This is a genomic window from Streptomyces sp. NA02950 (genome assembly GCF_013364155.1).
Lineage (GTDB): Bacteria > Actinomycetota > Actinomycetes > Streptomycetales > Streptomycetaceae > Streptomyces.
The window spans coordinates 634,456-661,257 of sequence record NZ_CP054916.1 but is presented as its reverse complement, the minus strand read 5'-3'; the positions used below and the strand labels follow the sequence as shown (position 1 = coordinate 661,257).

The 26,802-nt window shown below is 71.5% G+C and carries 27 protein-coding genes; 18 read left to right on the top strand and 9 right to left on the bottom strand.

The window, feature by feature from the left end; translation table 11 throughout:
- Positions 1-127: 127 nt before the first annotated feature.
- Complete coding sequence (locus HUT19_RS42700) at positions 128-391, top strand: alcohol dehydrogenase catalytic domain-containing protein (RefSeq protein ID WP_254885394.1); 264 nt, start codon at positions 128-130, stop codon at positions 389-391.
- Here HUT19_RS42700 and HUT19_RS02660 read toward each other — a convergent pair.
- On the bottom strand, positions 386-1,384 hold the full coding sequence (locus HUT19_RS02660; protein ID WP_176178871.1) for a GlxA family transcriptional regulator: 999 nt from the start codon (positions 1,382-1,384) through the stop codon (positions 386-388). The genes HUT19_RS42700 and HUT19_RS02660 overlap by 6 nt on opposite strands.
- A 147-nt stretch (positions 1,385-1,531) precedes the next feature.
- On the opposite strand from HUT19_RS02660, the gene HUT19_RS02655 reads away from it, so the two are divergent.
- The 15 genes from HUT19_RS02655 to HUT19_RS02585 all read left to right on the top strand — a co-directional run bounded on the left by HUT19_RS02655 (position 1,532) and on the right by HUT19_RS02585 (position 17,228).
- Positions 1,532-2,428 (top strand): NAD-dependent epimerase/dehydratase family protein, encoded by an 897-nt coding sequence (locus tag HUT19_RS02655; RefSeq protein WP_176178870.1) that lies wholly within the window; start codon positions 1,532-1,534, stop codon positions 2,426-2,428.
- Positions 2,429-3,407: 979 nt separating this feature from the next.
- Positions 3,408-3,749, top strand: coding sequence for a GNAT family N-acetyltransferase (locus HUT19_RS02650; RefSeq protein ID WP_176178869.1), 342 nt, complete (start codon positions 3,408-3,410; stop codon positions 3,747-3,749).
- A 160-nt stretch (positions 3,750-3,909) separates the two neighbouring features.
- On the top strand, positions 3,910-4,518 hold the full coding sequence (locus HUT19_RS02645) for a helix-turn-helix domain-containing protein (RefSeq protein ID WP_176178868.1): 609 nt from the start codon (positions 3,910-3,912) through the stop codon (positions 4,516-4,518).
- A 110-nt stretch (positions 4,519-4,628) separates the two neighbouring features.
- Positions 4,629-5,924: an MFS transporter gene (locus tag HUT19_RS02640; protein ID WP_176178867.1), complete on the top strand. Its 1,296-nt coding sequence runs from the start codon at positions 4,629-4,631 to the stop codon at positions 5,922-5,924.
- 12 nt (positions 5,925-5,936) lie between these two features.
- Positions 5,937-7,301: an FAD-dependent oxidoreductase gene (locus HUT19_RS02635; RefSeq protein ID WP_217712236.1), complete on the top strand. Its 1,365-nt coding sequence runs from the start codon at positions 5,937-5,939 to the stop codon at positions 7,299-7,301.
- Positions 7,298-8,485, top strand: a complete 1,188-nt coding sequence (locus HUT19_RS02630; RefSeq protein WP_176178866.1) for a CaiB/BaiF CoA-transferase family protein — start codon at positions 7,298-7,300, stop codon at positions 8,483-8,485. The genes HUT19_RS02635 and HUT19_RS02630 overlap by 4 nt, the downstream gene beginning before the upstream one ends.
- Positions 8,482-9,270 (top strand): enoyl-CoA hydratase-related protein, encoded by a 789-nt coding sequence (locus tag HUT19_RS02625; protein ID WP_176178865.1) that lies wholly within the window; start codon positions 8,482-8,484, stop codon positions 9,268-9,270. Before HUT19_RS02630 ends, HUT19_RS02625 begins: the two co-directional genes overlap by 4 nt.
- A 46-nt stretch (positions 9,271-9,316) precedes the next feature.
- A complete protein-coding gene (locus HUT19_RS02620; protein ID WP_176178864.1) occupies positions 9,317-10,222 on the top strand; it encodes a dihydrodipicolinate synthase family protein in 906 nt (301 codons plus the stop codon).
- The gene (locus HUT19_RS02615) at positions 10,222-10,995 is read left to right on the top strand and encodes an SDR family oxidoreductase (protein WP_176178863.1); all 774 of its coding nucleotides are present in this window, start codon (positions 10,222-10,224) and stop codon (positions 10,993-10,995) included. The genes HUT19_RS02620 and HUT19_RS02615 overlap by 1 nt, the downstream gene beginning before the upstream one ends.
- Complete coding sequence (gene add, locus HUT19_RS02610; RefSeq protein WP_254885393.1) at positions 10,992-12,011, top strand: adenosine deaminase; 1,020 nt, start codon at positions 10,992-10,994, stop codon at positions 12,009-12,011. The genes HUT19_RS02615 and add overlap by 4 nt, the downstream gene beginning before the upstream one ends.
- Before the next feature lie 22 nt (positions 12,012-12,033).
- Positions 12,034-13,488, top strand: coding sequence for an aldehyde dehydrogenase family protein (locus HUT19_RS02605; RefSeq protein ID WP_176178862.1), 1,455 nt, complete (start codon positions 12,034-12,036; stop codon positions 13,486-13,488).
- A gap of 284 nt (positions 13,489-13,772) precedes the next feature.
- On the top strand, positions 13,773-14,192 hold the full coding sequence (locus tag HUT19_RS02600) for a PepSY domain-containing protein (protein WP_176178861.1): 420 nt from the start codon (positions 13,773-13,775) through the stop codon (positions 14,190-14,192).
- Positions 14,193-14,384: 192 nt separating this feature from the next.
- The gene (locus HUT19_RS02595; RefSeq protein WP_176178860.1) at positions 14,385-15,137 is read left to right on the top strand and encodes a response regulator transcription factor; all 753 of its coding nucleotides are present in this window, start codon (positions 14,385-14,387) and stop codon (positions 15,135-15,137) included.
- Positions 15,134-16,585 (top strand): HAMP domain-containing sensor histidine kinase, encoded by a 1,452-nt coding sequence (locus tag HUT19_RS02590; RefSeq protein WP_176178859.1) that lies wholly within the window; start codon positions 15,134-15,136, stop codon positions 16,583-16,585. Before HUT19_RS02595 ends, HUT19_RS02590 begins: the two co-directional genes overlap by 4 nt.
- Positions 16,586-16,757: 172 nt before the next feature.
- Entirely contained in the window at positions 16,758-17,228 is a 471-nt protein-coding gene (locus HUT19_RS02585) for a DUF3592 domain-containing protein (RefSeq protein ID WP_176178858.1), read from the top strand.
- A gap of 14 nt (positions 17,229-17,242) precedes the next feature.
- Here HUT19_RS02585 and HUT19_RS02580 read toward each other — a convergent pair whose 3' ends face one another.
- The 5 genes from HUT19_RS02580 to HUT19_RS02560 all read right to left on the bottom strand — a co-directional run bounded on the left by HUT19_RS02580 (position 17,243) and on the right by HUT19_RS02560 (position 20,922).
- Positions 17,243-18,850: an ABC-F family ATP-binding cassette domain-containing protein gene (locus HUT19_RS02580; protein ID WP_176178857.1), complete on the bottom strand. Its 1,608-nt coding sequence runs from the start codon at positions 18,848-18,850 to the stop codon at positions 17,243-17,245.
- Between the two features lie 175 nt (positions 18,851-19,025).
- Positions 19,026-19,421, bottom strand: coding sequence for a nitroreductase/quinone reductase family protein (locus HUT19_RS02575; RefSeq protein WP_176178856.1), 396 nt, complete (start codon positions 19,419-19,421; stop codon positions 19,026-19,028).
- 100 nt (positions 19,422-19,521) lie between these two features.
- The gene (locus tag HUT19_RS02570; protein ID WP_254885392.1) at positions 19,522-19,860 is read right to left on the bottom strand and encodes an amidohydrolase family protein; all 339 of its coding nucleotides are present in this window, start codon (positions 19,858-19,860) and stop codon (positions 19,522-19,524) included.
- On the bottom strand, positions 19,857-20,276 hold the full coding sequence (locus HUT19_RS02565) for a VOC family protein (RefSeq protein WP_176178855.1): 420 nt from the start codon (positions 20,274-20,276) through the stop codon (positions 19,857-19,859). Before HUT19_RS02565 ends, HUT19_RS02570 begins: the two co-directional genes overlap by 4 nt.
- 346 nt (positions 20,277-20,622) lie before the next feature.
- Positions 20,623-20,922, bottom strand: a complete 300-nt coding sequence (locus tag HUT19_RS02560; RefSeq protein ID WP_176178854.1) for a putative quinol monooxygenase — start codon at positions 20,920-20,922, stop codon at positions 20,623-20,625.
- Between the two features lie 171 nt (positions 20,923-21,093).
- Between HUT19_RS02560 and HUT19_RS02555 the strand changes: the two genes are divergently transcribed.
- Positions 21,094-21,981, top strand: a complete 888-nt coding sequence (locus HUT19_RS02555) for a helix-turn-helix domain-containing protein (RefSeq protein ID WP_176178853.1) — start codon at positions 21,094-21,096, stop codon at positions 21,979-21,981.
- Positions 21,982-21,997: 16 nt separating this feature from the next.
- On the opposite strand, the gene HUT19_RS42695 is transcribed toward HUT19_RS02555, so the two are convergent.
- A complete protein-coding gene (locus HUT19_RS42695) occupies positions 21,998-22,228 on the bottom strand; it encodes a hypothetical protein (RefSeq protein ID WP_254885391.1) in 231 nt (76 codons plus the stop codon).
- Between the two features lie 429 nt (positions 22,229-22,657).
- Complete coding sequence (locus HUT19_RS42690; protein WP_254885390.1) at positions 22,658-23,110, bottom strand: TetR family transcriptional regulator; 453 nt, start codon at positions 23,108-23,110, stop codon at positions 22,658-22,660.
- Positions 23,111-23,207: 97 nt separating this feature from the next.
- Here HUT19_RS42690 and HUT19_RS02540 point away from each other — a divergent pair, with 97 nt between their 5' ends.
- Entirely contained in the window at positions 23,208-23,660 is a 453-nt protein-coding gene (locus HUT19_RS02540; protein WP_176178852.1) for an iron chaperone, read from the top strand.
- Positions 23,661-23,763: 103 nt separating this feature from the next.
- Here HUT19_RS02540 and HUT19_RS02535 read toward each other — a convergent pair whose 3' ends face one another.
- The gene (locus HUT19_RS02535; RefSeq protein ID WP_176178851.1) at positions 23,764-26,577 is read right to left on the bottom strand and encodes a LuxR C-terminal-related transcriptional regulator; all 2,814 of its coding nucleotides are present in this window, start codon (positions 26,575-26,577) and stop codon (positions 23,764-23,766) included.
- Between the last annotated feature and the right edge of the window lie 225 nt (positions 26,578-26,802).

The following is a 26,802-nucleotide window of genomic DNA, read 5'->3' as shown; positions in this document are numbered from 1 at the left end:
AGGCCGATGTGCTCCCCGTCGCCACCGTGCCGATCCCCGAGCCCGGGCCGGGACAGGGCGCCATCGACGTGGCGTACGCGGGGCGCCTATTTCGCCGAAGTCCTCTACCGGCGCGGGGGTGGTCGGTGTGCCGCTGCCCTTCGTACCCGGTATCGAGGTGGCCGGCCGGATCCGAGCCCTCGGTGACGGCGTCGAGGGCCTGACCGCCGGACAGCCGGTGGCCGCGCTCACGAGCGTCGACAGTGGCGGCTACGCCGAGGTGGCGGTCACCTCCGCCGACCTCCCGGGTGCTGGCTGTCCTGGTCCCGCGGCGACGGCTGCTGCGGCCGAGGATTCGGCGCTGGCGGCTTTCCGCCGATCCCAATGGTGTTTCACAGGCGACCACCTATGAAACGCCGTGTCCGGGCCGAGTCACGTTCGGCCACTGACCGGTCTTCACGCCCGGGCGGTGGGCGAAGGCGCTCCGGTAAGCGGCCGGAGTCATGCCGATCTGGCGGCTCAGGTGCTGGCGGAGCGACTCGCCGGAGCCGAGGCCGCTGCGGCTGGCCACATGGTCGACGGTGAGATCGGTGGTCTCCAGCAGCTCGCGGGCCCGCAGCAGCCGCTGCTGGAGCAGCCATTGGAACGGGGTCACACCTGTCTCGGCTGTGAAGCGGCGGGTCAGGGTCCGCACACTGACCTTGGCCCGACCGGCCAGGTCGTGTAGAGAGATTGACTGGTCCAGGTGCTGCAGTGCCCAGATGCGGGCCGCATCCAAGGGGGAGTCGGTCTCGGCCGGTAGTGGGGTCTGCACGAACTGCGCCTGCCCGCCGTGGCGCACCGGGGTGACGACGGCGGCGCGGGCCGCCGCGTTGGCCGCGGCCGCGCCATAGTCGGAGCTGATCAGGTGTAGGCACAGGTCGATCCCGGCGGCGGAGCCCGCACCGGTGACGATCCGTCCGTCCTCGGCGAACAGCCGGTCGGCGTCTACACGTACCGCAGGGTAGGCGCGCTGAAGTTCCTCCGCGAGGGCCCAGTGGGTGGTGGCAGTACGGCCGTCGAGGAGCCCGGCCTGGGCGAGGACGAAGGCGCCGCTGCAGATCGAGGCAACGCGCTTTCCCGCGGCGGCCGCCTCCCGCAAGGCGTCCAGTGCGGCTGGCTCGGCGTCATGTCGGCTGGCGGTCGAGGGGACGATCACCGTGTCCGCGGCCGCGAGGGCCTGCAGGCCGTGCCGGATCACTACCTCGATACCACCGGAAGCGGCGACCGTACCAGGCATGACGGTGCACACCGTCACCTCATAGCCGGGGCGTCCCTCAAGTTCGACGGCGCTGAGCAGGGTCGACGGCATGGACAGGTCGAAGGGCTTGACCGCAGGGACGGCCAGAACGGCGACACGATGCATGGCTAGATCCTTGGATCTCGTGGCTTTCAGGCCACTGACCCTACCGTGCGTCGGCACGGCAGAGTTGGGCGAGCGGTCGGGCCCCCGCGACCACGTTTCCCCCTTCAGGGAAGCGTTCCATTTTTGAGGGAAAACGGAGTCAACGTCATGGCTGAATCAGTCGTCATCGGGGCAGGTGCGACCGGGGTCGCGACCGCCAGGCAACTGGCCGACAGCGGTGAGCGGGTCCGCCTCATCACCCGCAGCGGCAGTGGTCCTGACCATCCCGGCATCGAACGGATCGCCCTGGACGCGGGCCGCACTGACGAGCTGGCCGAGGCACTGGCCGGAGCGGCCACGGTCTTCAACGCCGCCATGACCGCCTACCAGACCTGGCCGGAGACCATGCCGCCGTTGTTCGCTTCGATCCTCACCGCGACCGAGCGGGCCGGGGCCGACTACGTGATGCTCGGCAACCACTACGGCTATCAGCAGACCACCGGGCCGGTCACCGAGCGCACCCCGATGACCCCGCACACCCGAAAGGGCCGGGTGAGGGCCGAGCTGTGGCGGCAGGCCAAGGATGCCCACGACGAAGGGCGGCTGCGGGTCACCGAAGTGCGAGCCGGCCAGTACCTGGGCCCAGGTGCAGTCTCAGCGTTCACGCTGCTGGTCGCGCCCCGGGTCCGCGAGGGTGAACTGGCTCTCGTCCATGGTAACCCCGATGCGGCGCATGCCTTTTCGTACACCGAGGACGTCGCAGCGGCGCTGGTGGCGGTCAGCGGCGACGAGCGGGCCTGGGGACGGGGCTGGCACGCCCCGGTCATCACCACGACCCTGCGTCAGGCCGCGACCGACCTCGCCGAACTCCACGGAGCGCCCGAACCGCGGTTGGAGCCGCTCACCGAACGGGATATGACACTGCTGTCCTTCACCGATCCACTGTGGCGGGAGTTCGCCGAGATGAGCTACATGTCCGAGCGTCCGTTCCTCGTGGACGACAGCGATATCCGCAACACCTTCGGGCTCAAGCCTTCAACGCTCCGTGCAGCGCTGGCGGCCTGATGCCGCGGTGGTCGGGCCGGGGCTCCCGGCCCGACCACGCCTGGACATGAGGTGCGCGAGCTGCTCGACGATCGCCGAGTCCTTCATCGCTTCTCCGTCCGCGAGCGGTCGGCGGCATCCGCCGGGGTGCGGGGTCGGGGCACGGCGGCGGCCGGCCCCAGGTCGAGCCCGGCGTCCATGTCCAGGCGGAAGGTGCCGCACGGGTTGACGTTGGACAGATCAGCGCGGTCAGGCCGCGCCGGTCCTCGTCGCTCAGCTTCTTCGCCCAGGCCGGCTCGGCCGGAACCTGCTGAACCAGCCGCGTGTTGACGTGCACGAGAGCGGACTGGAGCAGGTGCAGACGAGCATCGAGGTCTCGGCATGCTCCTTGTCCGGGCCGGTCGGGGCGCCGTCCTTGCCGTAGTGCAGCACGGTGTTGGCGCTGTTCCAGTTCTCCACGACCTGGAGCCCGCCGTGGATCTCCCGGCGCAGGCCGGGGCCGCAGCGGTCGGTGGGCCGGCCACCACGTCGCCCTTGCGCACCCGGGAGGTGCCGGACGCGCGGTGCTTCACGGCCGCCCGGCCGGAGGCGGTGTCGTAGGAGGCGAGCGTTACCTCCCTGCCGGTGGGGCGGCTGGCTCCCCCGCCGTCCGAGGGGCGGCTGACGACGGCGGATCCACCCTTGCCCGGGGTGACCGGGAGCGTGGTGGTCTCCGTGCCGCCGCCGGACGCGGCGGAGGGGCCCGGCCCGGATTCCTCACGGATTCCTCGTGCGGGCCCTCCGACGGGCCGCCGTGCGGTCGGTGTCCGGTGCAAGCGGCGTCGGCCGAGCCCGGCGATGTGTTCCCGCATCCCGTGAGGAGCAGTGCGGATACGCAGACCATCGACCACGGACCGGGGCTGGACACCCGCTTCGTGCGAACCTCGTCGGTGGGGGTGGGAGGGGAGCCAGCTCGAACGCGTGGTGCCTTGAGGTGCCCGGGCGGCGCCCTGGTCTTTTCGTGATCGATCTCGACGGAGCGATGATCGGCATGATCACGCTCGATCGGCGCGATGCAGAGCGTCCGGGGCACGTCCGTCCGGATGCCGGGGAAGCCGGGCCCGGTTATCTGTTCCTGCCGGAAGCGTGGGGATTCGGGTACGCCGCCGAGGCGTGCGCGGCGGCACTCGACTGGTCGCCGGCGCACTTCCCGGCGAGCCGGTGGTGCTCTGCACCCAGACCGCTCAACGACCGCGCGATGCGCCTCGCGGCGAAGGTGGGGTTCACCGAGGTGGAGCGGTTCGAGGAGTACGGCGCAGAGGAGTGGTTCGGCCTGTGGTTCTCGGTCACGCCGTCCGGTTGAGCCGGGCGTTTTCCCGGGGGTGCCGTCGCGGGCGGGGAGCGAGGGTTGGGGGCGGAGTGCCGCAGGGTGAAGATCTTCATTCCGAGGGCTTGTTTTCATTTTGCTGAAGCTCTTCAATATGAGGTACTCCACGACGCACACGTCTGAGGCGGGTCGGAACATGAGTGAGGCCACTGGCACGGCGCCCGACAAGGGCATGAACATCGAGGCGATGGTCGCCACGGTGGGTGTGCAGATCAAGGTCCTGCGCAAGCAGGTCGGGCTGACGCTCGACGACCTCAGCCGGCGCTCCGGGGTGTCCACCGGACTCATCAGTCAGGTGGAGCGCGGAAAGGGCAACCCGTCCTTCGCGACTCTGGTGCAACTCGCCCACGGCCTCGAAGTGCCCGTCGGCCGTCTCTTCCATCTCACCGAGCAGATCAGCCCCGTCGTGCGGCGCGACGAGCGCCGCACCCTGGACTTCCACGGTGCCGGTGACCCCGGCGATGCCCGCTACGAACTGCTCACCCCCAGTCTCAACGGCGCCCTCGAGGTCATCTGGGTGGAAACCCAGCCGGGCCACGACACGAGCAAGACCCCCTTCCGCCACAGCGGCGAGGAATTCGGGGTCGTCCTGTCGGGAGTGAAGGACGTCTATCTCGACGGAGTGCAACACCGGCTCCACGCCGGTGACTCCATCACGTACTCCTGCAGCATTCCGCACTGGTACGCCAACAGCGGCGACGAGCCCTCGACGTCGATCTGGGTGATCACTCCTCCCACCTGGTAGCAGACCCGGGTTCTCGGCGCCTCCTCAACGTCCCGTCCGACCACGGACAGGGCAGCGGGTTCCGCACGGCCGGATTCGTCCGTAGCCCTTCCCACCTGCGAGGTGCCCCCATGGCATCGCTCTCCTACCGTTCCCGCACTCAAGCCGGCGCCCTGTCCTCCCGGCGCGCCTTCCTCGCCCTCGGCGGTGGCAACGCCGTCGAGTGGTACGACTGGATGGTCTACGGCCTGCTCGCCTCCTACCTGGGCCCGCAGTTCTTCCCGTCCAGCAGCTCCCTGTCGTCCACCCTGTCCGCACTCGTCGTCTTCGCCGTCGGCTTCGCGGCCAGACCCCTCGGCGCCCTCGTCTTCGGCACGCTCGCCGACCGGCTCGGCCGCCGCGGCATCATGCTGCTGTCCATCGGCGGCATGGTGCTCAGCACCGGCGTCCTCGCCGTACTCCCCACCCACGCGAGCATCGGTGTGTGGGCCGGAGTGATCCTCGTCGTCTGCCGGATCCTCCAGGGGCTGTCGACCGGCATCGAGGCGCCGCTGAACTCCGCGTACATCGTGGAGATGGCACCCGAGGGCCAGACCGCGCGCTACGGCGGCATCATCAGCGTCTACGTCCAGTCCGGCATCATCGCGGCGTCGCTCGTCGCGTTCCTGACGACCACTTTCCTCAGCACCCCGGCCATGGAGGCGTGGGGCTGGCGCATCCCCTTCGCCGTCGGTGCCGTCGTCGGCGCCCTCTTCCTGTGGCTCCGCCGCAACCTGCCCGAAACCCTCCACAGGTCCTCCGCCCCCGGGGCGGCCCCGCCCGCCTCGCAGGTGTGGCGGGAGGTCGGCCGCAACAAGCTGGCCCTGCTGGCCATCATCTTCGTCGTCGCGGGCGCACAGGCCCTCAACTACACCTGGGCGACCGGACTGCCCAACCTGGCGCGCACGGCGTACGACGAGGACCCCAGCGCGGTGTTCGCCGTGAGCACCCTGAGCGGGCTCTGTATCGCCGCGCTCTACCCCCTCGCCGGGCGTCTCGCGGACCGCAAGCGCATCTCCCGCACCTTCATCGTCACCAGACTCGCGGCCGTGCCCCTGGTCTTCGTGGTCCTCGCCTACCGGGCCCCCGGGATGGTCCTGTTCACGGCCGTGATGATGATCGGCGCTCCGGTGCTGGCCTTCACCATGGGGCTCTACAACACCGTCTCCGCCACCCTCATGCCGATGAGCTGCCGGGTCACCGGTGTGGGCATTGGCTACGCCGTCGGGGTCGCGGGCTTCGGCGGCACCGCTCCCTACATCCTGCTGTGGTTGCAGGACCGGGGGGTGTCCTGGGTGTTCCCGGTCTACGTGGCCGTTCTGTGCCTGCTGAGCGCTCTGTTCTACACCCTCGCCCTCCGCCGCAGCTCCGTCCGCGTCGGAAGCTGAAAGGAGTCATCTGTGTCCTCCCACACGGAGACCATCGCCCTCGACGCCGTGGAAGCGCCCGTGGTCCAGCGGTCCGACGTGGTCGTGGTGGGCGGCGGTCCGGCCGGAGTCAGCGCCGCCGTCTCCGCCGCCCGCAGCGGAGCCGATGTGACGCTCCTCGAGCGGTACTCGGCCCTGGGCGGCCTGGCCTCGGGCGGCATGGTGCTGGTCCTGGACGACATGGTCAACGGGGACGAGGTCACGGTCACCGGGATCGTCGACGAGTACGTCGAGCGGATGGCCACGATGGGACTCGCTGTGTACCCGCCGGTAGAGGAACGTTTCTCCTCCCCGGAGACATGGGCCAAGTGGGGACGGTGGGGCGCCTTCGACTTCCATTCCCACCTCACCCCGAAACCGATCTGCTATGCCGTCGCCTTCGACCCCGACGGGTGGAAGCGCGTCTCCAACGACCTGGTCCGCGAGAACGGTGTCCACCTGCGTCTGCACAGCTGGTTCTCCCGCCCGGTGGTCCAGGACGGTGCCGTCAGGGGAGTGGTCTGCGAGACCAAGGCCGGTCCGCAGGCGGTCATGGGCAGCGTCGTCGTCGACACCACCGGCGACATCGACGTCGCCTCGCGCGCCGGCGCGGCCCACACCCAGGGCAGCTACCTCACCACCCTCGTCTTCCGCCTCGGCGGCGTCGACACCGACGCGGCGGCCCGATTCGAGCAGGAGAACCCACGCGACGTCCGGGCCATCAACCGGAAGATCAAGCGGATGCTCGGGGGAGCCTGGGAGCTGTGGTGGCTGAAAACACCCATCCCCGGTGTGGTGTGGTGCAACTGCCCCCATATGACCGGCTTTGACGGCGCCGACCCGGTGTCCCTCACCGAAGCCGAGTTCGAGGCGCGGGCCCGCATCGCCGCCGTCCTCGACACCATCCGGCAGGACCTGCCCGGCTTCGGGGGAGCGTATCTGCTCGACGTCGCCGAGCAGATGGGCGTCCGTCAGACCCGGCTGCTCCAAGGCGAGTACGTCATGACCAAGGAGGACGTGACCGGCCGCCGTCACTTCCCGGACTCGGTGGCACGGGGCCGGGACTACTACTACCCCTACCGTTCCCTGCTGCCCCGCGGGGTGGACCAGCTGGTCGTCGCGGGCCGCCACTACTCGGCCACCCCCGAGGCCCAGCGGATGTCGCGGGAGATCCCCCCGTGCATGGCGATGGGGCAGGCCGCGGGCATCGCCGCCGCGACGGCCGCCGAGCGGGAGATCGCCGTCCGGGACGTCGACCCCGCGGACATCCAGCGGCGCATGCGCGACCAGGGCGCCGACCCGGGCGACGTACCGGCCCCGAACGCGACCACCGACGACCCCGTGGAGGCCACGGCATGACCGGTCAACAGCAACTCAGCGGCATCACCGTGGTGGACTTCACGCAGGTCTTCATGGGCCCTTCGTGCACACAGTCGCTCGGCGACTACGGCGCCGACGTCATCAAGATCGAGCGGCCCGGCACCGGCGACATGACCCGGACCTCGATACCCGACCCCGCGGGCCCGGACAACCCGATCTTCCTCTCCATCAACCGCAACAAGCGCAGCGTCGCCATCGACCTGCGCAGCCCCGAGGGCCACGCGGTGGTCGGGCAACTGGTACGCGACGCCGACATCGTGGTCAGCAACTTCCGCGCCGGGGTCATGGAGCGTCTCGGGCTGGGATACGAAGCCGTCCGAGCGCTCAACCCCCGTGTCATCTGGGCCTCGGGCACCGGCTTCGGACCCCGGGGCCCGTACGCCCGCAAGGGCGGACAGGACGCCGTCGCCCAGGCGTACAGCGGAGTCATGTGGCGCCGGACCTCCGAGGAGGACCCCTTCGCCCTCTACCCGACCACGATCTGCGACTACATCACCGGCCAGCACCTCCTCCAGGGCATCCTGCTGGCGCTGCTGCAACGCGAACGCACCGGGGAGGGGCAGCGGGTCGACGTCACGATGTACGACTCCATGCTGCACCTCCAGATGCAGGAGGCCTGCCAGCAACTGATGCGCGGCACCGAGGTCAACTGGGCGGCGATGCCCCTGACGGGCGTGTTCCCCACCACCGACGGAGCGGTCTGCCTCGTCGGCGGCTTCACCCGCGACCCACTGCACGCCCTGAGCCTCGCCCTCGGCCTGGACGAGGACCTCTCCGAGCGAGCCGACCTCGCCACGCTCGGGCAGCAGTTCGAGGCCCGGCCGGAGCTCCAGCGGATCTTCGCCGAACGGCTGGCGACGAACACCACCGCGCACTGGATCGACCGCCTGGAGGAACACGGCATCCTGTGCGCCCCCGTCCACAGCCTCCGGCAGGCGCTGGACGATGAACAGACCGCGGTGAACAACATGATCGTGGAGATGGAACACCCCGCCGTCGGCCGCGTCCGCGCCCTCAACGCCCCCATCCGGCTCTCCGCCGGACCCCCCACCGTCCGGCTCTCCCCGCCCCGATTGGGCGAGCACACCACCGAGGTGCTCGCGGAACTCGGCTACAGCGCCGACGACATCGCGGTGCTCCGGGACAAGGGGGTACTGGCATGAGCGCGGAGGGGGTCCGCTACGAACGCGACGGACACATCGCCCGCGTCACCATCGACCGGCCGCACGTCCTGAACGCGGTCGACTCGGCGGCCCACGCACGGCTGAACCGGATCTGGGCCGGTATCGAGGCCGACCCGGACGTCCGGGTCGTCGTGCTGACCGGAGCCGGTGAGCGGTCGTTCTGCACGGGCGCCGACATGTCCGAGAACGCCGTGCACACGTCCGGTCTGGACTACTGGGCCGCACTCGACCCCAACGGCTTCGGCGGTCTCACCCTGCGCACGACGCTCGACGTCCCGGTCATCGCCCGCGTCAACGGGTACGCGCTCGGCGGCGGTATGGAACTGGTCCTCGGCTGCGACCTGGTGATCGCCGCCGGGCACGCCTCCTTCGGCCTCACCGAACCCCGCGTCGGGCGCATCCCGCTCGACGGCGGCGTCGGCCAGCTCGTACGGCGCCTTCCGCATACGCAGGCGATGGGGCTGCTGCTCACCGGACGGCGCGCCACCGCCGCCGAGATGCACCGGATGGGCCTGGTCAACGAAGTGGCCGCGGAGGGCGAACTGGACGCGACCGTCGACCGCTGGGTCGCCGACGTACTGGCCTGCGCCCCGACATCGCTGAAGGCGATCAAGCAGATGGTCCTCGCGGGAGCGGGTCTCGCGCCGCGTGAGGCGCACGCACTACGCACCCCCGCCCTCATGGCCGCCCTGGACAGCGAGGACGCCGTCGAAGGCGTGCGGGCCTTCCGCGAGAAGCGCGGCCCCGTCTGGCCGGGGCGCTGAGCTGCCCGCCGGCCCGAACCCATCCACCGACGACCCAAGGAATGCCATGTCACACCATCTGGCCCCCGGAGTCTGGGGGGTCGTGGCCACGCCCTTCGTCGGCTCCGCCCACACCGTCGACGAGACCGGCCTGACCCGCCTGGTACGGCACTACGAGGCCATCGGAGCCACCGGACTGACCGTCCTCGGCGTCTTCGGCGAGGCGTCCCGGCTGTCGGCGGGGGAGCGCCGCACCGTTCTCGAGGTGGTCGCCGAGAGCGTCGGCCTGCCGCTCGTCGCCGGTGCCACGGCGCTGGCCACCGCCCCGGTGATCGAAGAGGCGCGCCTGGTCACCGAGACGCTCGGTGACCGCCTCGCCGGACTCATGGTGCAGGTCAACTCACCGGATCCGATCACCGTGGCCGGTCATCTGAACGCGGTGCACGAGGCCACGGGCGCGCCCGTCGTCGTCCAGGACTATCCCGCGACCAGCGGGGTCACCATCCGCACGGCCGACCTGGCCGAAGCGGTGAAGGCCGTCCCCTCGGCCGTGGCGCTCAAGGCCGAGGCCCCGCCCACTCCTTCCGCGGTCGCGGCGCTGACCGCCGAACTCGATGTCCCGGTCTTCGGCGGCCTCGGCGGCCTGGGTCTCCTCGACGAGCTGGCCTGCGGTGCCGCGGGCGCCATGACCGGATTCTCCTGCCCCGAGGGGCTGATCGCGTGCACCCGGGCGTGGCACGAAGGAGGCTACACGGCGGCCCGCGAGGCGTATCTACCCTACCTCCCGCTCGTCAACTTCGAGGCGCAGGCAGGCATCGGCCTCGCCGTGCGCAAGGAGGCGATCCGGCGCCGCGGGCTGTTCCTGGAAGCCGGGGTGCGGCCGCCGTCCCGGACCCTGCCGGAACAGCTCGTTCCTCAACTGGCCCGGCATCTGTCCGCGACACCCGGCGCGATCCTGGCGGGGGCGCGCTGATGGACCTCGGAATCAGCGCGAGGACCGCCCTGGTCGCCGCCTCCACCTCCGGACTCGGCCGCGCTGTCGCCGAAGCCCTCGCGGCCGAAGGCGCGCGGGTGGTGGTCGCCGCACGGCGGGGCGACCTGGCCAGGGAGATCGCGGCGACCCTGCCCGCGGCGGTCGGTGTCGAAGCGGACCTGAGCGCGGCCGACGGCCCCCGCGTCATGGTCGAGGCCGCGCGCCGCGCGTTCGGCGACCCCGACATCCTGGTCCTCAACGGGCCGGGCCCCCAACCCGGGCAGGCCGCGGCCACCACGGACAGCGATCTCACCGGCGCCCTGGAAACCCTCCTGCTGGCCCAGCAGCGGCTGACGGCGCTGACACTGCCCGCCATGCGCGCACGCGGGTGGGGCAGGATCGTGGCCATCGGCTCCAGCGGTGTCGCCGCGCCCCTGCCGGGCATGGCCCTGTCCAACACCGGGCGGGCGGCGACCGCCGCCTACCTCAAAACCCTCGCGGGCGAGGTGGCGGCCGATGGTGTCACCGTCAACCTGCTGCTGCCGGGGCGCATCGCGACGGAGCGGGTCGCCGCACTCGACCGGGCCAGGGCGGACCGGGAACAGCGGGCCGTGGCCGACGTCGAGGCCGCGTCCCGCGCCACCATCCCCGCGGGGCGCTACGGTACCCCCGAGGAATTCGGCGCGGCGGCCGCGTTCCTCTGCTCGGCGCCCGCCTCGTACATCACCGGCACCGCGCTGCGCTGCGACGGAGGGCTGGTGCGCGAGCTGTGACGGCGGCCCCACGCGACCTCGCGCTCCTCCCCAAGGCCCATCTGCATCTCCACCTGGAGGGCTCGATGCGGCCCGGCACACTCGCCGACCTGGCGGCCGCCGCCGGTGTGCCGGCCCCGGGCGTCCGTGACTACCGCACCTTCGCCGAGTTCGGCGCCCGCTACGCCGACGCGGTGGCCCTCGTCCGCACCGAGTCCGATCTGCGCCGGGTCGTCCGCGAGGTCGTCGAGGACGCGGCCGCCGACGGCGCGGTGTGGCTCGAACCCGCCGTCAACCCGCTGGCCTACCGCGGCCGCCTGGGGCCGCCGGGACACGTCCTCGACGTCCTGCTGGACGAGGCGCGCACCAGCGCGGACCGGCTCGGCATCGGCTGCGGCCTGATGGTGACCGTCCTGCGCAACCTCCCCCCGCGGACCGCCGAGGAGCTCGCGCGACTGGCGGCGACCAGGGCCGGAGCGGGGGTGGTCGCGTTCGGGCTCGCCGCCGACGAGGAGAGGTACGCCCCCGAGCCCTTTTCCCGGGCCTTCGCCACCGCCCGGGACGCGGGCCTGATCAGCGCCCCGCACGCCGGTGAACTCATGGGCGAGGCAAGCATCCTGGGAGCCCTGGACGCACTCGGCGCCGACCGGATCGGCCACGGGATACGGGCCATCGAGTCACCCGGTCTGATGGCCAGACTCACCGCCGAGGGCACCGTCCTCGATGTGTGCCCCACGTCCAACGTCTCACTGGGCCTGGTGGCAACGCTCGCCGACCACCCCCTGCCCCAACTCCTGGCGGCGGGAGTGCGCTGCACGATCGGGGCCGACGACCCCCTGCTGTGCGGAACCGGACTGCTCGGCGAGTACACCGCCGCCCGCGACGTCCTGGGCCTCGACGACGACCGCCTCCGCGCGGTGGCGCGCTGCTCCCTGGAGGCGTCCGGTGCCCCGTCGGCCACGGTCACGGCCGCGCTTCGGGACATCGATGCATGGCCGGACACACGGGCCACCAACGCCACCCGCCCCCATCCGTGACGAGCGTTTCCGAGGGAACACCATGACCACCAGCACGAGCACCCAAACCCTCAGGATCGGCAACCTGATCGCGGGCCGACGGCTGCCCGGCGAGGGCTCCGAACGCCGCAATCCCGCCGACCCCACCGACCTGGTCGCCGTCGCCCCCTCCTCCGGCGGGGACGAGGCCGACGCCGCGGTCAGCGCCGCCGCCGACGCCCAGCCCGCGTGGGCGGCGCTGCCGGCGCCCGCACGCGGCGCCGTGCTCATGGACGCGGCGGAGATCCTCCGCGGCCGCCACGAGACCGTCGCCCGCGACCTGGTCCGGGAGGAGGGCAAGACCCTCGCCGAGGCCCGCGGCGAGGTACGCCGCGCCATCGACGTCCTCCGGTACTTCGGCTCCGCCGGCTGGCACTCCGACGGTCGGACCCTGCCCAGCTCGCAGCCCGACACCCTCGTCCACACCCGCCGCGAACCACTCGGCGTGGTGGGAGTGATCACCCCGTGGAACTTCCCCGTCGCGATACCCGCGTGGAAGACGGCCCCGGCCCTGATCAGCGGGAACGCGGTGGTGCTCAAACCCGCGGAGATCACTCCGGTGTCGGCCCACCACCTGAGCGAAGCCCTGCTGGCGGCGGGACTGCCGCCGGGCGTTCTCAACGTCGTCCACGGCCGCGGTTCCGTCGTCGGCGAGTCGCTGACCGCTGACCCGCGGGTCGCGGCGGTGTCGTTCACCGGCTCCACCTCCGTCGGCCTGCGCATCGAGCGCGCCCTTCACGAGCGGCGCGGACGCGTCCAGGTGGAGATGGGCGGCAAGAACGCCCTGGTCGTCCTCGACGACGCGGACGTGGCGAAGGCCGCGCGCATCGCGTCCGCGGGAGGCTTCGCCCTGACCGGTCAGGCCTGCACCGCCTCCTCCCGCGTCATCTGCACCCCCGCCGTGCACGACGCCCTCGTCGACGCCCTCATTGGGGAGGCCCGGCGCTACCGGCCCGGCAACGGCCTGGCCGAGGGCACGCTCATGGGGCCGGTGGTCAGCGAGCAACAGCTCGCGAGCGATCTGGACGCGATCCGGACGGCCCGTGCCGAAGGGGCGACGGTAGCCGCCGGAGGCGAAAGCGCCCAGGGCCTGATGCTGGATCCGGCGATCCTGACGAACGTGGGGCGGGGCGACACGGTGGCCCGCGACGAGATCTTCGGGCCCGTCCTGGCCGTCCTGCCGGCCGCCGACCTCGACGAGGCGATCGACCTCGTGAACGACTCCCGCTACGGCCTCGCCGCCGGGATCTGCACCCGCGACCTCGCCGCGGCCCAGCACTTCGCCCACCACGCCCGGGCCGGTGTCATCAAGGTCAACCGGCCGACCACCGGGCTCGACCTCAACGTCCCCTTCGGCGGCGTGAAGGACTCCTCCACCAACACCTACCGTGAACAGGGGGCGACCGCGGTCGACTTCTACACCTGGTCGAAATCGGTGTACCTGGGCTGGGACGGTTAGGCCCGGCCGGAGCGGCCCGGATCGCGTTCCCAGCCGGCACCAGGACTCGTGCTCCGTGTGGGGCGAGGACGCAGGGGGTGGTGACCCGATCGAGGGTACCGAGACGCGTCGCGCCGGCTCGGAGGCCACGATCACGCTCTGCGGGCGTGGCGAAAGATTGGTCGTCTGCTGGTCCGTTCCTGTCGTTTGCCGGCCTTGCCCTGGATGACGTGTTCCTAGGGTCGTGCGCATCCCCCGGGAGTCCGGCTATCGGACCCCGTACCCGACCGTTCTGGAGACGTCTGATGCGTGTATTGCCCCGCCGTGCCCTCACCGCTGCTCCCGCCGCTCTCCTGATGTTCGCTCTGGTGGCCTGCGGCGGTGGGTCCGACTCCGACTCCGGGAAGGACGAAGGCACTCAGCAGTCTGCGCAGGGTGCCGGCAGTGGTGGGAATGCCGAGGCGGAGCGAGGCGTCGAGGAGGAGGCAGGTGAGGAGAAGGAACCGCCGCTGACCGGCGAGGTGAAGAAGAAAGCGGAGGCGGCGGCACTGGCCAAGTACCCGGGGACTGTCGTGAAGTCCGAGGAGGACACCGAGAAGCCGGGCATGTACGCGGTGGAGGTCAAAAAGTCGGACGGTACGACGGTGGAGGTCTACCTCGACAAGAGCTACACCGTCACCGACACCGAGGAGGAAGGCACCGAGGAGGCGGAGAACGGCGGTTGACGGGCACGTTCCCGACCGGTGTGCAAACGCCCGCTGCGTGAGCGGCAGGCGTCGGGCCGTGGCGCGTGTGCCTCGGCGCAGTCCGATTCGCCGCCCTGCGCCGGTGCTGAGCGTGACGATGGACGCGATGAGCCCCGGCAGGTTGTGATGAATGCTGAGACTGCTGTTGTGCAGCCGTGCGAGCCTTTCGCCATGCGGCTGCTATTGATCGAAGACGATGACCGGATCGCCGGTCCTGTCACCGAAGGGCTTGAGCGGTACGGGTTCACCGTCGACCGGGCGCGCACCGGTGCCGCCGGACTTGCGAGGACCGTTGAGGACCCCGATCTGGTTCTGCTCGATCTCGGACTGCCCGACATGGACGGCTTGGACGTCTGCCGTCGCCTGCGCGCCCGGTCCGCCATCCCCATCATCATGATTACTGCCCGGGGGGAGGAGGCCGACCGGGTCGTCGGACTGGAGATTGGGGCGGATGACTATGTCGCCAAGCCGTTCGGCGTGCGGGAGCTGGTCGCCCGGATCCGGGCAGTGACGCGCCGCACCGCCGGTCATCTGGCGCCGGCGGATGCCCCGGCATCCGCGGAGACGCCTTCGGCGTCCGTGCCTGGAGCTGGTCCGCAGCGGCTGGGCCGGCTGGAGATCGACCGGCGCACCCGGGAGGTCCGCATCGAGGGCTGTGAAGTGGCCCTGTCTCCGCGGGAATTCGACTTGCTCGCCTATCTCGCCCAGGACCCCGGCGCGGTGCACTCCCGGCAGCAGATCATGGACACGGTATGGGACCCGCACTTCTTCGGGCCCACCAAGACGCTGGATGCGCACGTCGCCGCCCTGCGCCGCAAACTGGGCGATCCGGCCTGGATCACTACGGCGCGTGGTGTCGGCTTCCGTCTCACCGTCCCTGCCGGGCGGCCCGGGAACGGCTCGCCGCCAAAGGCCGTGTCGTGACGCGTCGCCTGCTGCTGAGCTACCTGGCGCTGGCGCTGCTGGTGCTCGTGGGTCTGGAGATTCCGCTCGGCTACTTCTACGCCCGTGGGGAGGAATCCCGCTTCTCCCAGGGCGTCGAGCGTGACGCGTCGATGCTGGCCGAAGTCGCAGAGGAGAACATCGAGAAGGGCAACCTGGAGGCCCTGCCCGAACTGGCGCAGGAGTACGCCGAAGACAACGGCGCCCGCGTGGTGGTCGTCGACCGCACCGGCCGCGTTCTGACCGACTCCGTGGGTGCCGCCGCCGTCGGGGCCGATGTGTCCGGGCAGACGGACATCGCCGCCGCCTTGCGTAACGAGGCCACCACCGCCACCCACACGGACCCCCAAGCCGGTGATGTCCTGGTGGCGACCATGCCGGGCTCCTCCGGGACCACCATCCGTGGCGCGCTACAGGTGACGTACCCGATGACGATGGTCACCGACCGGGAGCACCGCATCTGGCTCGCTCTCGCCCTCGCCGGAGCATGCGTACTTGCCGCCGTGGCCGTTGTGGCGTTCACCATGGCCCGCTGGATCACGCGCCCCCTGCGCACCCTGGAGCGGGCTACCACCCAGCTCGCCGACGGACACCTGGACAACCCGCCCGACTCCGCCACCGGACCACCCGAACTGCGCAGACTGGCCACCTCGTTCACCCACACCGCCACACGGCTGCAACACCTGCTCGAAGCCCAGCATGGATTCGCCGCCGAGGCTTCCCACCAGCTCAAAACCCCGCTGGCCTCGCTGCGGCTACGGCTGGAGAACCTCGAGCCCTACCTCGACCCGCGCGCCCACACCAGCCTCGAGGAGACCATCGAGGAAGTCGAACGGCTCAGCCGCATGGTGCACGGACTACTCGCCCTCGCCCGCCTGGAGAGCGCCGCCACCACCCCCGAGCCGGTGGACCTGGATGCCGTCCTCGCCGACCGGGCCGCCATATGGGAACCGCTCGCCTCCGAACAGCACGTCACCGTGGTTGTCACGGGGCCGGCGGTCGGCCGGGTGTGGGCGATTCCCGGGGCGTTGGAGCAGATCACCGACAACCTGCTCGCCAACGCGCTGCGTGTCTCCCCGCCCGGCACGGCCATCACCCTCGCCCGTGCGCCAGGTGCCGAAGTCCACGTCATCGACCAGGGCCCCGGCATGCCGCAGGCCGACCGGGAACGCGCCTTCGACCGCTTCTGGCGCGCCTCCGATTCCCACCACGACGGCACCGGACTCGGCCTGCCGATCGTCCGCCACCTGGTCCACGCCTCCGGCGGAGAGATCAGCCTCAACGCCGCACCGGGCGGCGGCCTGGATGCCCGTGTCCGGCTGCGTCCCGCGGACCAGGAACGCCGTTCCGGCAACATCACCTCACGTGCTGCTCAGCACTTCGGCCGTCGAACACCGACACACAGAAGCGGACCGCGTAGCCCCGTCTGATCGCAGTCCTCGCAGCCAGCCGGATCGCGAACCCAGCCGGGACCAGGACTCGCGCTCCGTGTGGTGGGGTCGTCGACAGTAGGCTCCGTACCGACGCGCCGCCGCGGCGGTGGTGGTCCGACGCGTCCCGCGTTGTCCTTGCCCCGCCCGCTACTGATCCGGAACTCCCCTCATGTCCCCTTCTGTTGTCCCTTGGTTCCTGTCCACGGTCTTCATGCTGATCGGTGGCACCCTCGGTGTGATCGCGTACCGCGGCTTCCGGAAGGTTCGGCGTCTGCTCCAGCGGGGCGCGAGGACGCAGGGGGTGGTGACCCGATTGAGGGCCACCGAGATGCGCCCCGCCGGTTCGGAGGCCACGATCACGCTGAAGAGCTCAGGGACCACCGTGTACTACCCGGTCATCTCCTGGACCACGGCGGACAACCACCCGATGGAGACGGAGGGCACCCTTGCCCGCCCCCTCGGCAGGACCCCTGCCCCCGGCACCCGGGTCACGGTGGTCTACGACCCGGCGGACCCCTCTCGCTGGACGCTTTCGTCCGAGGGCACCGTCATGTACGGGCTCGTCGCCGGGATAGGGGCGGTCTTCGCGGTGGCAGGGGTGACGATCTTGTTGGTGCGAGTGCTCGCGGGGCCGTTCTGAGCGTGCCCCGGGGATCAGGCGAGGGCGACGAGGCCGCGGTAGTCCTCGTTCCACAGGTCCTCGTCCGCGTCCGGCAGGAGCAGGACGCGGTCGGGCCGCAGGGCGTCGATGGCGCCCGCGTCGTGGGTGACCATCACGATGGCGCCGGGGTAGGAACCGACCGCGGCCAGGACTTCGGCCCGGGACGCGGGATCGAGGTTGTTGGTCGGCTCGTCCAGCAGCAGAACGTTGGCCCCGGAGTGCACCAGAGCGGCCAGCGCCAGCCGGGCCTTCTCGCCGCCGGAGAGCACCTCGGCGGGCTTGTCGGCGTCGTCCCCGGAGAACAGGAACGCGCCCAGCACATGCCGCACTTCACCGTCGGTCAGATGGGGGGCGGCGTCCGCCAGGTTCTGCCGGACGGACCGGTCCCCGCTCAGGGTGTCGTGTTCCTGCGCGAAGTAGCCCAGCCGCAGCCCGTGTCCGTGCACCACACGGCCCGCGTCCGGCCGCTGCTCGCCCGCCAGGATGCGCAACAGTGTGGTCTTGCCGGCGCCGTTGAGGCCGAGGACAACCAGCCGGCTGCCTCGGTCCACGGCCAGATCGACCCCGGACAGGACCTGGTGTCCGCCGTAGGACTTGGTCAGACCGACCGCGCCCAGCGGCATCCGTCCGCACGGCTCCGGCTCGGGCAGCCGGAGCTTGGCGACCCGCTCCGTCCGCCGGGCCGGTTCCAGTTCGGCGAGCATGCGATCGGCGCGCCGCATCATGCTCTTGGCCATCGTCGCGGTGGCCGACCGGGCCTTCATTTTGTCCGCCTGCGCGTGCAGGGCCGCGGCCTTGGGCTCGGCACCGACCCGCTCCCGGGCACGCCGCCGTTCGTCCGCCTCCCGCTGGGTGAGGTAGGCGTCCCACCCGGTGTTGTGGATGTCGATCGTCGCCCGGGTGGCGTCCAGATGGAACACCCGGTTGACGACGTCGGCGAGCAGCGAGGTGTCGTGGCTGATCACAACGAGACCGCCGTGGTGGCCGCGGAGGAAGGCGCGCAGCCAGCCGACGGAGTCGGCGTCGAGGTGGTTGGTCGGCTCGTCCAGCAGCAGTGTCCCGCCGTCCTGGCCGGAGAGCAGGATCCGCGCCAGCTCGACCCGGCGCCGCTGTCCGCCGGACAGCGTGCCCAACGGCTCGCCCATCACCCGGTCGGGCAAGCCCAGACCGGCCGCGACCCGGGCGGCCTCGGCCTCCGCGGCGTACCCGCCACCGGCCTGGAAGGCGGCCTCGGCACGTGCGTAGTCGTTCATGGCCCGCTCCAGCGCGGCGGGCTCCGCGGCCCCGGCCATGGCCGCCTCCGCCGTGCGCAGCCGCCGCAGCGCCCGCTCCAGACCGCGGGCGGACAGGATCCGGTCGGTCACGGTGACCGTGGAGTCGGCCGCCCGGGAGTCCTGGGCGAGAAGCCCGACCGGGCCGGTGCGGGTGATCGTCCCGGCGGTGGGCCCGGTCCGCCCGGCGAGGGCGGTCATCAAGGTGGTCTTGCCCGCGCCATTGCGGCCGACCAGACCGATGCGGTCGCCGGGCGAGACGGTGAAGGAGATGTCGGACAGCAGCAGGCGGGCACCCGCGCGCAGCTCGACGCCATGAACGGCAATCATGGACAACGCTCCGAAAAAGCAAAAGGACACACTTCTGGCCTGGAAGCGGGTCCTCAGCTAGGAAACTCGGGGCGTCGGCATGGGCTCACCGTAACCGACGGCCCGTGACCGCCGCAGCCGCTTTTTCCGGGGCTCCGCGGGGACCGGTCACGCGCCATGAAGGCGGGGCCCCGTATCAGGTGTCGAGATCCACCCGTACGGTCAGCAGGGCGTTGCCGACAGCGTGTACCACCGCGCTGTTCAACTGCGGCAAGGCGCGGAGCCGCGCGCGGGCGTCGTCCTGCGGCAGCGGGTGCGCGGTCCCGGTGTACCAGCGGCCTTTGATCCGCACCCGGACCCGGGGGTCGGCCTGGATGTTGCGCACGTACTGCGACTTCTCGCCGAACTCGGAGACCAGCCAGAACGTCCGCCCCTCGTGCCGCCCACCCAGGGGTGTCCGCCGGGGCAGTCCGGAGACGCGTCCGGTCGTCTCCAGAAGGGTCTGGAACGGCATCCGGCGGGAGATGGGGTTGACCACCCGCCGCTGGAGGGCCGTGACGGCCCGGAATGTGGTGTCGCCAGTGCGTGGCATGCGCGGCCTCCCCGTTGCTCGGCGGTCCGGTCCGGTGCGCCGGGTGCTCCTGGCGGGCGGCTCTGACGGTCCGGACTCCTCCTCGGTGCCTGACGTCACCTTACGAGACCGGTGTACACGGGTAGCGGGCCGCCAGTCCGGCCAGGGTACGCACATCGGCCGCGGTCGTGGGCGCGTATCCGTGGACGACCACCGGGAGCCCGGCGTAGTCGCACGCGGCCTGGAGGACCGGCTCCACCAGGGCCGCCTGGTCGGGGGGCGGGGTGAGCTCGCCGATGCCGTGCAATCCGCGGGCGATCACGTCGTGGGCGACCGCGGCCGCGGTCTCGGCGGACGGGCGGCCCAGCCGGACGGAGCCAAAACCGAGGAAGCGGGCAGGGTGGGCAGCCAGCGCCTCGTCAAGCTCCCGCCAGGCCACGGTCGGCCCGGCCGCCTTCACTCCGAGGCAGCCTCTCTGACGTCACGGTGACGGGCCAGTTGGATCAAGTCCCAACGGTTCCCGTACAGATCCCTGAAGACGGCCACCGTGCCATACGACTCCTGCCGCGGTGCCTCCTCGAACACGACCCCAGCGGCCCGCATTCGCTCGTAGTCGCGTTCGAACGCCTCGGTGTTCAAGAACCAGCCGACACGCCCGCCCGTCTGATCGCCGATACGCGCTTCCTGCTCACCGGTCGCGGCCCGGGCCAGGAGCACCGCCGATTCCGTAGCCCCGCGCGGAGCGACGACAACCCAGCGTTTCCAGTCATCGACACGGGTGTCCTCGAGAAGGCTGAACCCCAGAACGTCCACGTAGAAAGCGATGGCCTCGTCGTAGTCACGTACGACCACGGTCACCAGTCCGAGATAAGGCATCCGACGATCTTGCCCGTCAGCTACCCGGCCGGACCATCCCTACGAAGAGCCCGCCACCGCTTCGGCCTCCGGTCCGGCAACAACGGCTCTCTCCGCGCGGCTGGCCGTGGAGCCCGCACGGGTGGTGTCGATCGCCGATCCCGAGGTGACCGAACTGGGCGGCCAAGGGAAGCTCACCGTCTCCGTCGACCGTGTCCTCCCGCTCGCCGAGGCGGCTGAGGTGTGGCGGCTGAGGCGCTGCTCTCCGTTCGCTGAACCCTGCACACGTCCCCGTGTGGGGGAGTAGCCGTCGCCGAGCGAGTTGAGTGATCCAGCGGGGAGGTCCACTGGAGCCGGGCCGGGGGGCTCAGGCGGGGATGTCGGTCAGGCGGCGCAGGGTGAACGGCTCGGCGAGGATCTCGTCCAGGACCTGGGCGACATGCTTGAAGTGCGGCAGCGAGAAGTGGTGGTCCAGGGCCGCGCTGCTGGCCCACTCCTCGATGATGATCATGCGATCGGCGTTGTTGGGATCGGTGAACGGCTGGTAGCAGATGCACCCCTCCTCCGCCAGGGATGGCGCGATCATCGCGTTCAGCTCGTCGCGCAGACGCTGCTCCTGGCCCGGCTTGGCGGTGAAGCCGGCAACGATCGTGAGCGTGTTCGACATGGGGCGACTCCTGGTCCGGTGAGGTGGGTTGGTGCCGTTGTTCGTCGGCGGACGATGTCCATGCTGCGCATCCGGTCCAGGCCGACCCAGAGCTCCGTTCAACCCGGGTCAGCCCCGCCTGGTTCTGTCAGGACCAGGCAGAACCCCACGGCCCTGACCGACACTGGGAGCATGGATCGTGCCCAGCAGCTCAGCGAGTTCCTCAAGACCCGACGCGCCCGCCTCCGCCCCGAAGACGTCGGGGCGGGCACCTTCGGCGGACAGCGGCGCGTACCGGGCCTGCGCCGCGAGGAGCTGGCGCTGCTGGCCGGGGTGAGCGTGGACTACTACACCCGCCTGGAACAGGGCCGGGCCCGCAACGTGTCCCCCGAGGTCCTGGACGCCGTTGCCGGTGCGCTCCGCCTTGACGCCGATGAACGCGCACACCTGCGCAACCTCGCCAAACCCACCAGTGCCCGCAAGCGCCCCAGCCGCCCGCAACAGGTCGGCCCCGAGATGCGCCAGGCGCTCCAGGCCCTCGGCTCCGTCCCCGCCTACATCATCGGACGCCGCCTGGACATCCTGGCCTGGAACGACCTGGCCCGGACCTTGATCGCCGACTTCCCCGCCCTGCCCGCGGCCGAGCGGAACATGGCCCGCCTGGTCTTCCTCGACGACGCCGCCAAGGACCTCTACCCCGACTGGGAGAGCAAGGCCCGCGATACCGTCTCCAACCTCCGCCTGGACGCCGGCCGCCACTCCGACGACCCGCAGCTGGCCACCCTCGTCGGTGAACTCTCCTTGGCCAGCGACGACTTCCGCCGACTGTGGGCCGACCACACCGTCCGAGGCAAGACCTGCGGGCGCAAGCGGTTCAACCACCCGCGGATCGGCGAACTCGCACTTGACTACGTCGCCATGCGGGCCCCCGACGACCCCGACATGACCATGATGATCTACAGCGCACCGCCGGGACCCGAGGCCGCCACCACCCTCCAGCTCCTGGCCGGCCTCACCACACCAGCCGTTCCGAGCACGACGTACAGCGCGGCGGACCTTCCGGCGGAGATCGCGCTCTGAACTGAGCCGCACCGCCTCACGCACCACCAAGGCGCGGCGAGGAAGACCGGGCGCCCCACACCGCCGTGACCAGCCGCAGATGGTGACGGAACATCGGTTTGCTGTCCCGGATCATCAGCATCCGCGGGCTGCCGGAGATTGGCGACAGCGGCGTTCCGACCACCACCAGGCTCAGTGTGAACACCGCCATGGCCTCCACGCGGCGCTGCCGCACGATGCCGTAAACGAACCACGGGGGGAGCAGCACACGCCGACGACCATCGAGAGCCACTGGCCGAGGCCGCCCGCGCGCAATCCGTAGCAGGAGCCGAGTGGCAGGACGAGCTCGAAGAGCAACTGCGCGGCGAGCCGACGGCGCAGTGCCGCCGTGCGGCGTCGCGCGGCTACCGCGCGGGCCCCGTCCGTGTCGGTCTGTGGTGCTTCGCGCGTTGCCATGGTGTGTGTCCCGTGTCCGCCGCGGTCATGATGTCCTCCTGGTGGCGCTGTCGGACAGGTCCGCCAGCTCCCGGCCGGCGGCCCGCACATCCAGGTCGGGATCGTGGGTGGCGCCGACGCACCATGTCGTCGATGGCGGCGCGGATCGCCCGACTCATCACCCACGGGTCGAAGTCGCAGAACCCGCCCGCACGCTGCCCCTTGCGGATCTGCTTCACCTGGACGGCGAGCCTCTCCTCCGTCATGTCATGCCGAGGAACGCGACCATGCCGGGGTCGTCGCCGCGAGGTTGGCGAGGATCTCGACGACCGCCGCGAGGTGGTTCGGGTACTCGGCGAACGGGTCGAGGTCGCCCTCGATGGAGGCACGCAGGCGGGCCGCGTAGCTCTCGTGGGCCTCGATACGGGGGGCGGACGTAGCCCTCCGCGAGCCGCATCACCTCGGCGACGACCTCGCGCATCAGGTCGTCCCGCCCGTGAAAGTGGTAGGAGATCATCCCCGTGCTGCTCAGCCCGGCGTGCTCCGCGATCTTCCGAACGAGGCCCGGTTGGTACCCGGCCTCGGCGATGATGTCGATCGCCGCGGCGACGATCTGGGCACGGCGGCCCGTCTCCGTGAACGAGGGCCTGGTCGTGCGTTTCGCCGATTGCTCGGCCGTCACACTGTGCTCGGTGGTGGTTTCCGTGGTCAGCACGGAGGCGGCCCGTACCCCGCCCGGGGGATGGTGTGACCACGGCGATCGGGCCCGCCATGACAGGGCCGATCGCGACCCACCCACCACAGGAGAAGCCATGACCAGCACCGAAAGCAGCACATACGAGGGGTTCACGCCGGAGGAGCGGGCCGCGATGAAGGAGCACGCCCAGGAGCAGAAGAAGGCGGCGCGCCGCAGCTCGCCGGCGGTCAAGGCGGCGGAGGCGGAACGGGACGTGCTCGCGAAGATCGCCGAGATGGAGGGCTCCGACCGGAGCATGGCCGAGCGCGTCCATGCCATCGTCAAGGCCAATGCCCCGGTCCTTGCCCCGAAGCTCTGGTACGGGATGCCCGCCTACGCACTGGACGGCAAGGTCGTCTGCTTCTTCCAGAGCGCGGCGAAGTTCAAGGCGCGCTACGCGACCCTCGGGTTCAACGACCCGGCAAAGCTGGACGAGGGCTCGATGTGGGCGACCGCCTTCGCCCTGACCGAGGTGACGGCCGAGGTGGAGGCGCGGATCGCCACACTGGTGAAGCAGGCGGTGAGCTGACGACGCAACGCCTGGTGAAGCGCGGGCAGTTGGGGCGAGGTCGGCCCCCGCTGCCCGCCCCGACCGCTCCCGCTCCGGCCGCGCCGTTCGCCGTACCGGCACCTCATGGGACAGACGGCTGTCGGCGGCTACCGGACGGCCCCGGGGCCAGGCCGAGGCCGGCGAGCGCGGCCGTTCCCGCGGTGGCGTGCTCGCCCCCGGCGAGCAGCAGTGTGCGTGCCGACTGGTAGGGGCAGTCGGCCGCGTCGAACGCCGCCGCGGCGGCGAGCAGCCGCGGCAGGTCGCCGTCGAGCAGCGCCTCAGCACGGTCCACCAGGGCGGTGGCGACCGGGTTGCCGGGAACCACGGTCCGGGCGGCGTCGATCCGGCCCCGGGCGTCCGGGTGCCCCGCGAGCACCGCCGCCTCCGCCCGAAGCGCCACGTACCAGTGCAGCCAGACCCAGCACACCCACTTCCACACCTGCTCCGGCTCCGGCGCGACCCGCTCCAGCGCCGCGTTCACCTCCCCGCGGTGGAGCAGGAGGATGGCGTCGAACACCGCACCGTAGCCATGGCGGTGCTCCGCCGCCGTGTCCGCCTCGTCGACGATCGCGAGCCAGGCCGCCCGGGCGTCCTGGTCGCCGCGCAGCCCTTGGACCATGGCCACCGACGCGGCGGCGGCGCCGAGGGAGAGCGAGCGCGGGCGGCCACTCTGCCCCCACGCCTCGAGGAACCGCACACTGCGGGTGAGTACCTCCTCGGCACGGCCCGCGAACGCGTCCGCCACCAGGATCCAGGACGTGGCGTGGTGGCCCGCCTCGGCCATCAACGGGTGGTCGGCGAGCTGCCCTCCCCACCGTCGGGCTTCCGGCAGTTCGCCCACGCCGAGGGCGGTTCCGGCGGCCATCGCGAGGGCGTCCATCAGCTCATGCGTACTGGCGGGAGTGGGCGGTACGGAAGCCAGGATGTCGATCCGTCGCCGGGCGGCGGCCGCGACGGCGAACGCGTCACCAGTCCAGCTCTGGGCGCCGGAGAGCGCGTCGATGGCGGCGGACATCGCCACCGGGTCTCCCGTTCGCCGGGCGAGTGCGACGGCCTGCCGGGCGAGCTCGGCCGTCTCGTGCGCGGTGTTCTCCGCGTCTCCCTGAAGCGCCCCGAACGCGTCCGCGACCACCGCCGCCTGGGCCAGCGCCACCGCCGCCTCGGCGTCCGGGGAGTCACCGGCCAGCTCCCGCGCCTCCACGAGCATGGCCTTCACCTCGTCCACAGTGGGAATCCGCGTGAACGAGGTCGAGAAGCGGTACGCGGCGGTGGCGGCTTCCGCCAGGTCGCGGCCGGCACGGATGTCGTCCCCGGCCCGGCGAGCTGCCTCCCCGGCGGCACGGTGCAGCCGGAACATGTCGTCACCGAGCCTGCGGCACCCGGCCACCGAGGCGGCCTGCCGCAGCGCCGCGCCACCGGCGGCGGCGGCGAGCCCGGCCGCCTGCTCGTACCGCTGCTGGGACTCGCCGAGCAGATTGCGGGAGAAGGCCAGTTCGGCGAGGGACACCGCGAGTCCGTGCGCGTCCGCGCGGCGCTCCGGCTGGTCGGCGGCCCAGGTGAGGGCGGCCCGGAGGTCGTCCGCCACGGCGTCGAACCGGGCGCGCCAGTCCGCGCCCGAAGTCCCCTCGAGGGCGGTGGCGCCGGACACGCACCAGTCCAGGTGGCGGGACCGGACATCGATCAGCTCATCCGCGTCGCTCAGACGCTCCGTTCCGTACTGCCGGATGGTCTCCAGCGCCTGGTACCGGGTACCGGCCGCGGACGGTGTCACGGCCAGCAGGCTCTGCTCGGCGAGCCTGCCGAGCCCATCGACCACCGTGGTCGGATCCAGCGGGGCGAACCCTGCCACCCCGGCGGCCGCCTCAGCGGTGAACGGAGCGACGAACACCGACACCCGGCGCAACAAAGCCTGGTCCCGCGGCTCCAGCAGGTCATGGCTCCAGTCCAGCACCGCCCGCACCGACCGGTGCCGTTCGTCGGCGCGGGGCCCGCCGGTGAGGATCCTCAGCTGATCACCGAGGCCGGCCGCGAGGCCGTCCAGTCCGAGCGTGGACCACCGCGCCGCGGCCAGCTCGATCGCCAGCGCCATGCCTCCGAGCCGTTCGCAGATGGCCACGACCCCCGTGCCCACCGCCGGACCCGGCGGCTGACCGACCGCCGCCGCCCGGTCCATGAAGAGGGCCACCGCCTCCGACTCCTCGCCGCCGGTCCGCGACAGCGGCGGGACCGGGAAGACCCGCTCGAACGGCACCATCAGGCGGGCACGGCTCGTCACGAGCACGCGCAACCGCGGACAGGCCGCCAACAGCCGTTCCAGGAACGGCGCCACCCCGTCACGCACCTGCTCGCAGTTGTCCAGCACCAGCAGCGCCCGGCGGTCCGCCAGCGCGGCCGGCACCGCGTCGTCGATGCCGCGCCCGGGTCGCTCGCCCACACCCACGGCCGCCGCGACCGTCGCCCCCACCCGGCTCGGCTCGGTGATCGGGACCAGGTTCACGAACCACACTCCGTCGGCGAAGCCCTCCGCCACGTCGGCGGCCACCGCCAGCGCGAGGCGGGTCTTGCCCACCCCACCCGGACCGACCACGGTCACCAACCGGTGCGCCAACACCTCCCCGGCCAGCTGTTCGCGCTCCCGCCCCCGGCCGATGAACGCCGTCAGTGGCGCCGGGAGGGCGGGGGCCGGGCGCGACTGACCGGCCCGGGCTGCCTCCGCCGCGTGCCGGGACAGCGCCCGCCGATCCGGCATCTGAAGCTTGCGCAGGAGCGAGGAGACATGCGACTCGACCGTGCGCACCGAGATGAACAACCGCGCGGCGATCTCCGCGTTGCTGAGGAACTCCCCGAGCAGCGCGAGTACTTCGGCTTCCCGAGCCGAGATCACAGGACTGGGCACCGGATCATTATCCGTGTCGGTTTCCGTGGTCTGCACGGAGGCGACCCGTGCGCCGACCGGGAGAGGCTGAGACCACGGCGATCAGGCCCGACGGGGGCGACCCCGGGCCGATCGTGAACCACGACCGACAGGAGTGACCATGACCGGTTCTCCCACCCAGAGGATCAGGACGGTGCTGCCGCCCGTGTCCGGCACGGCGCCCGCAACCAACGTCCTCGACCTCCC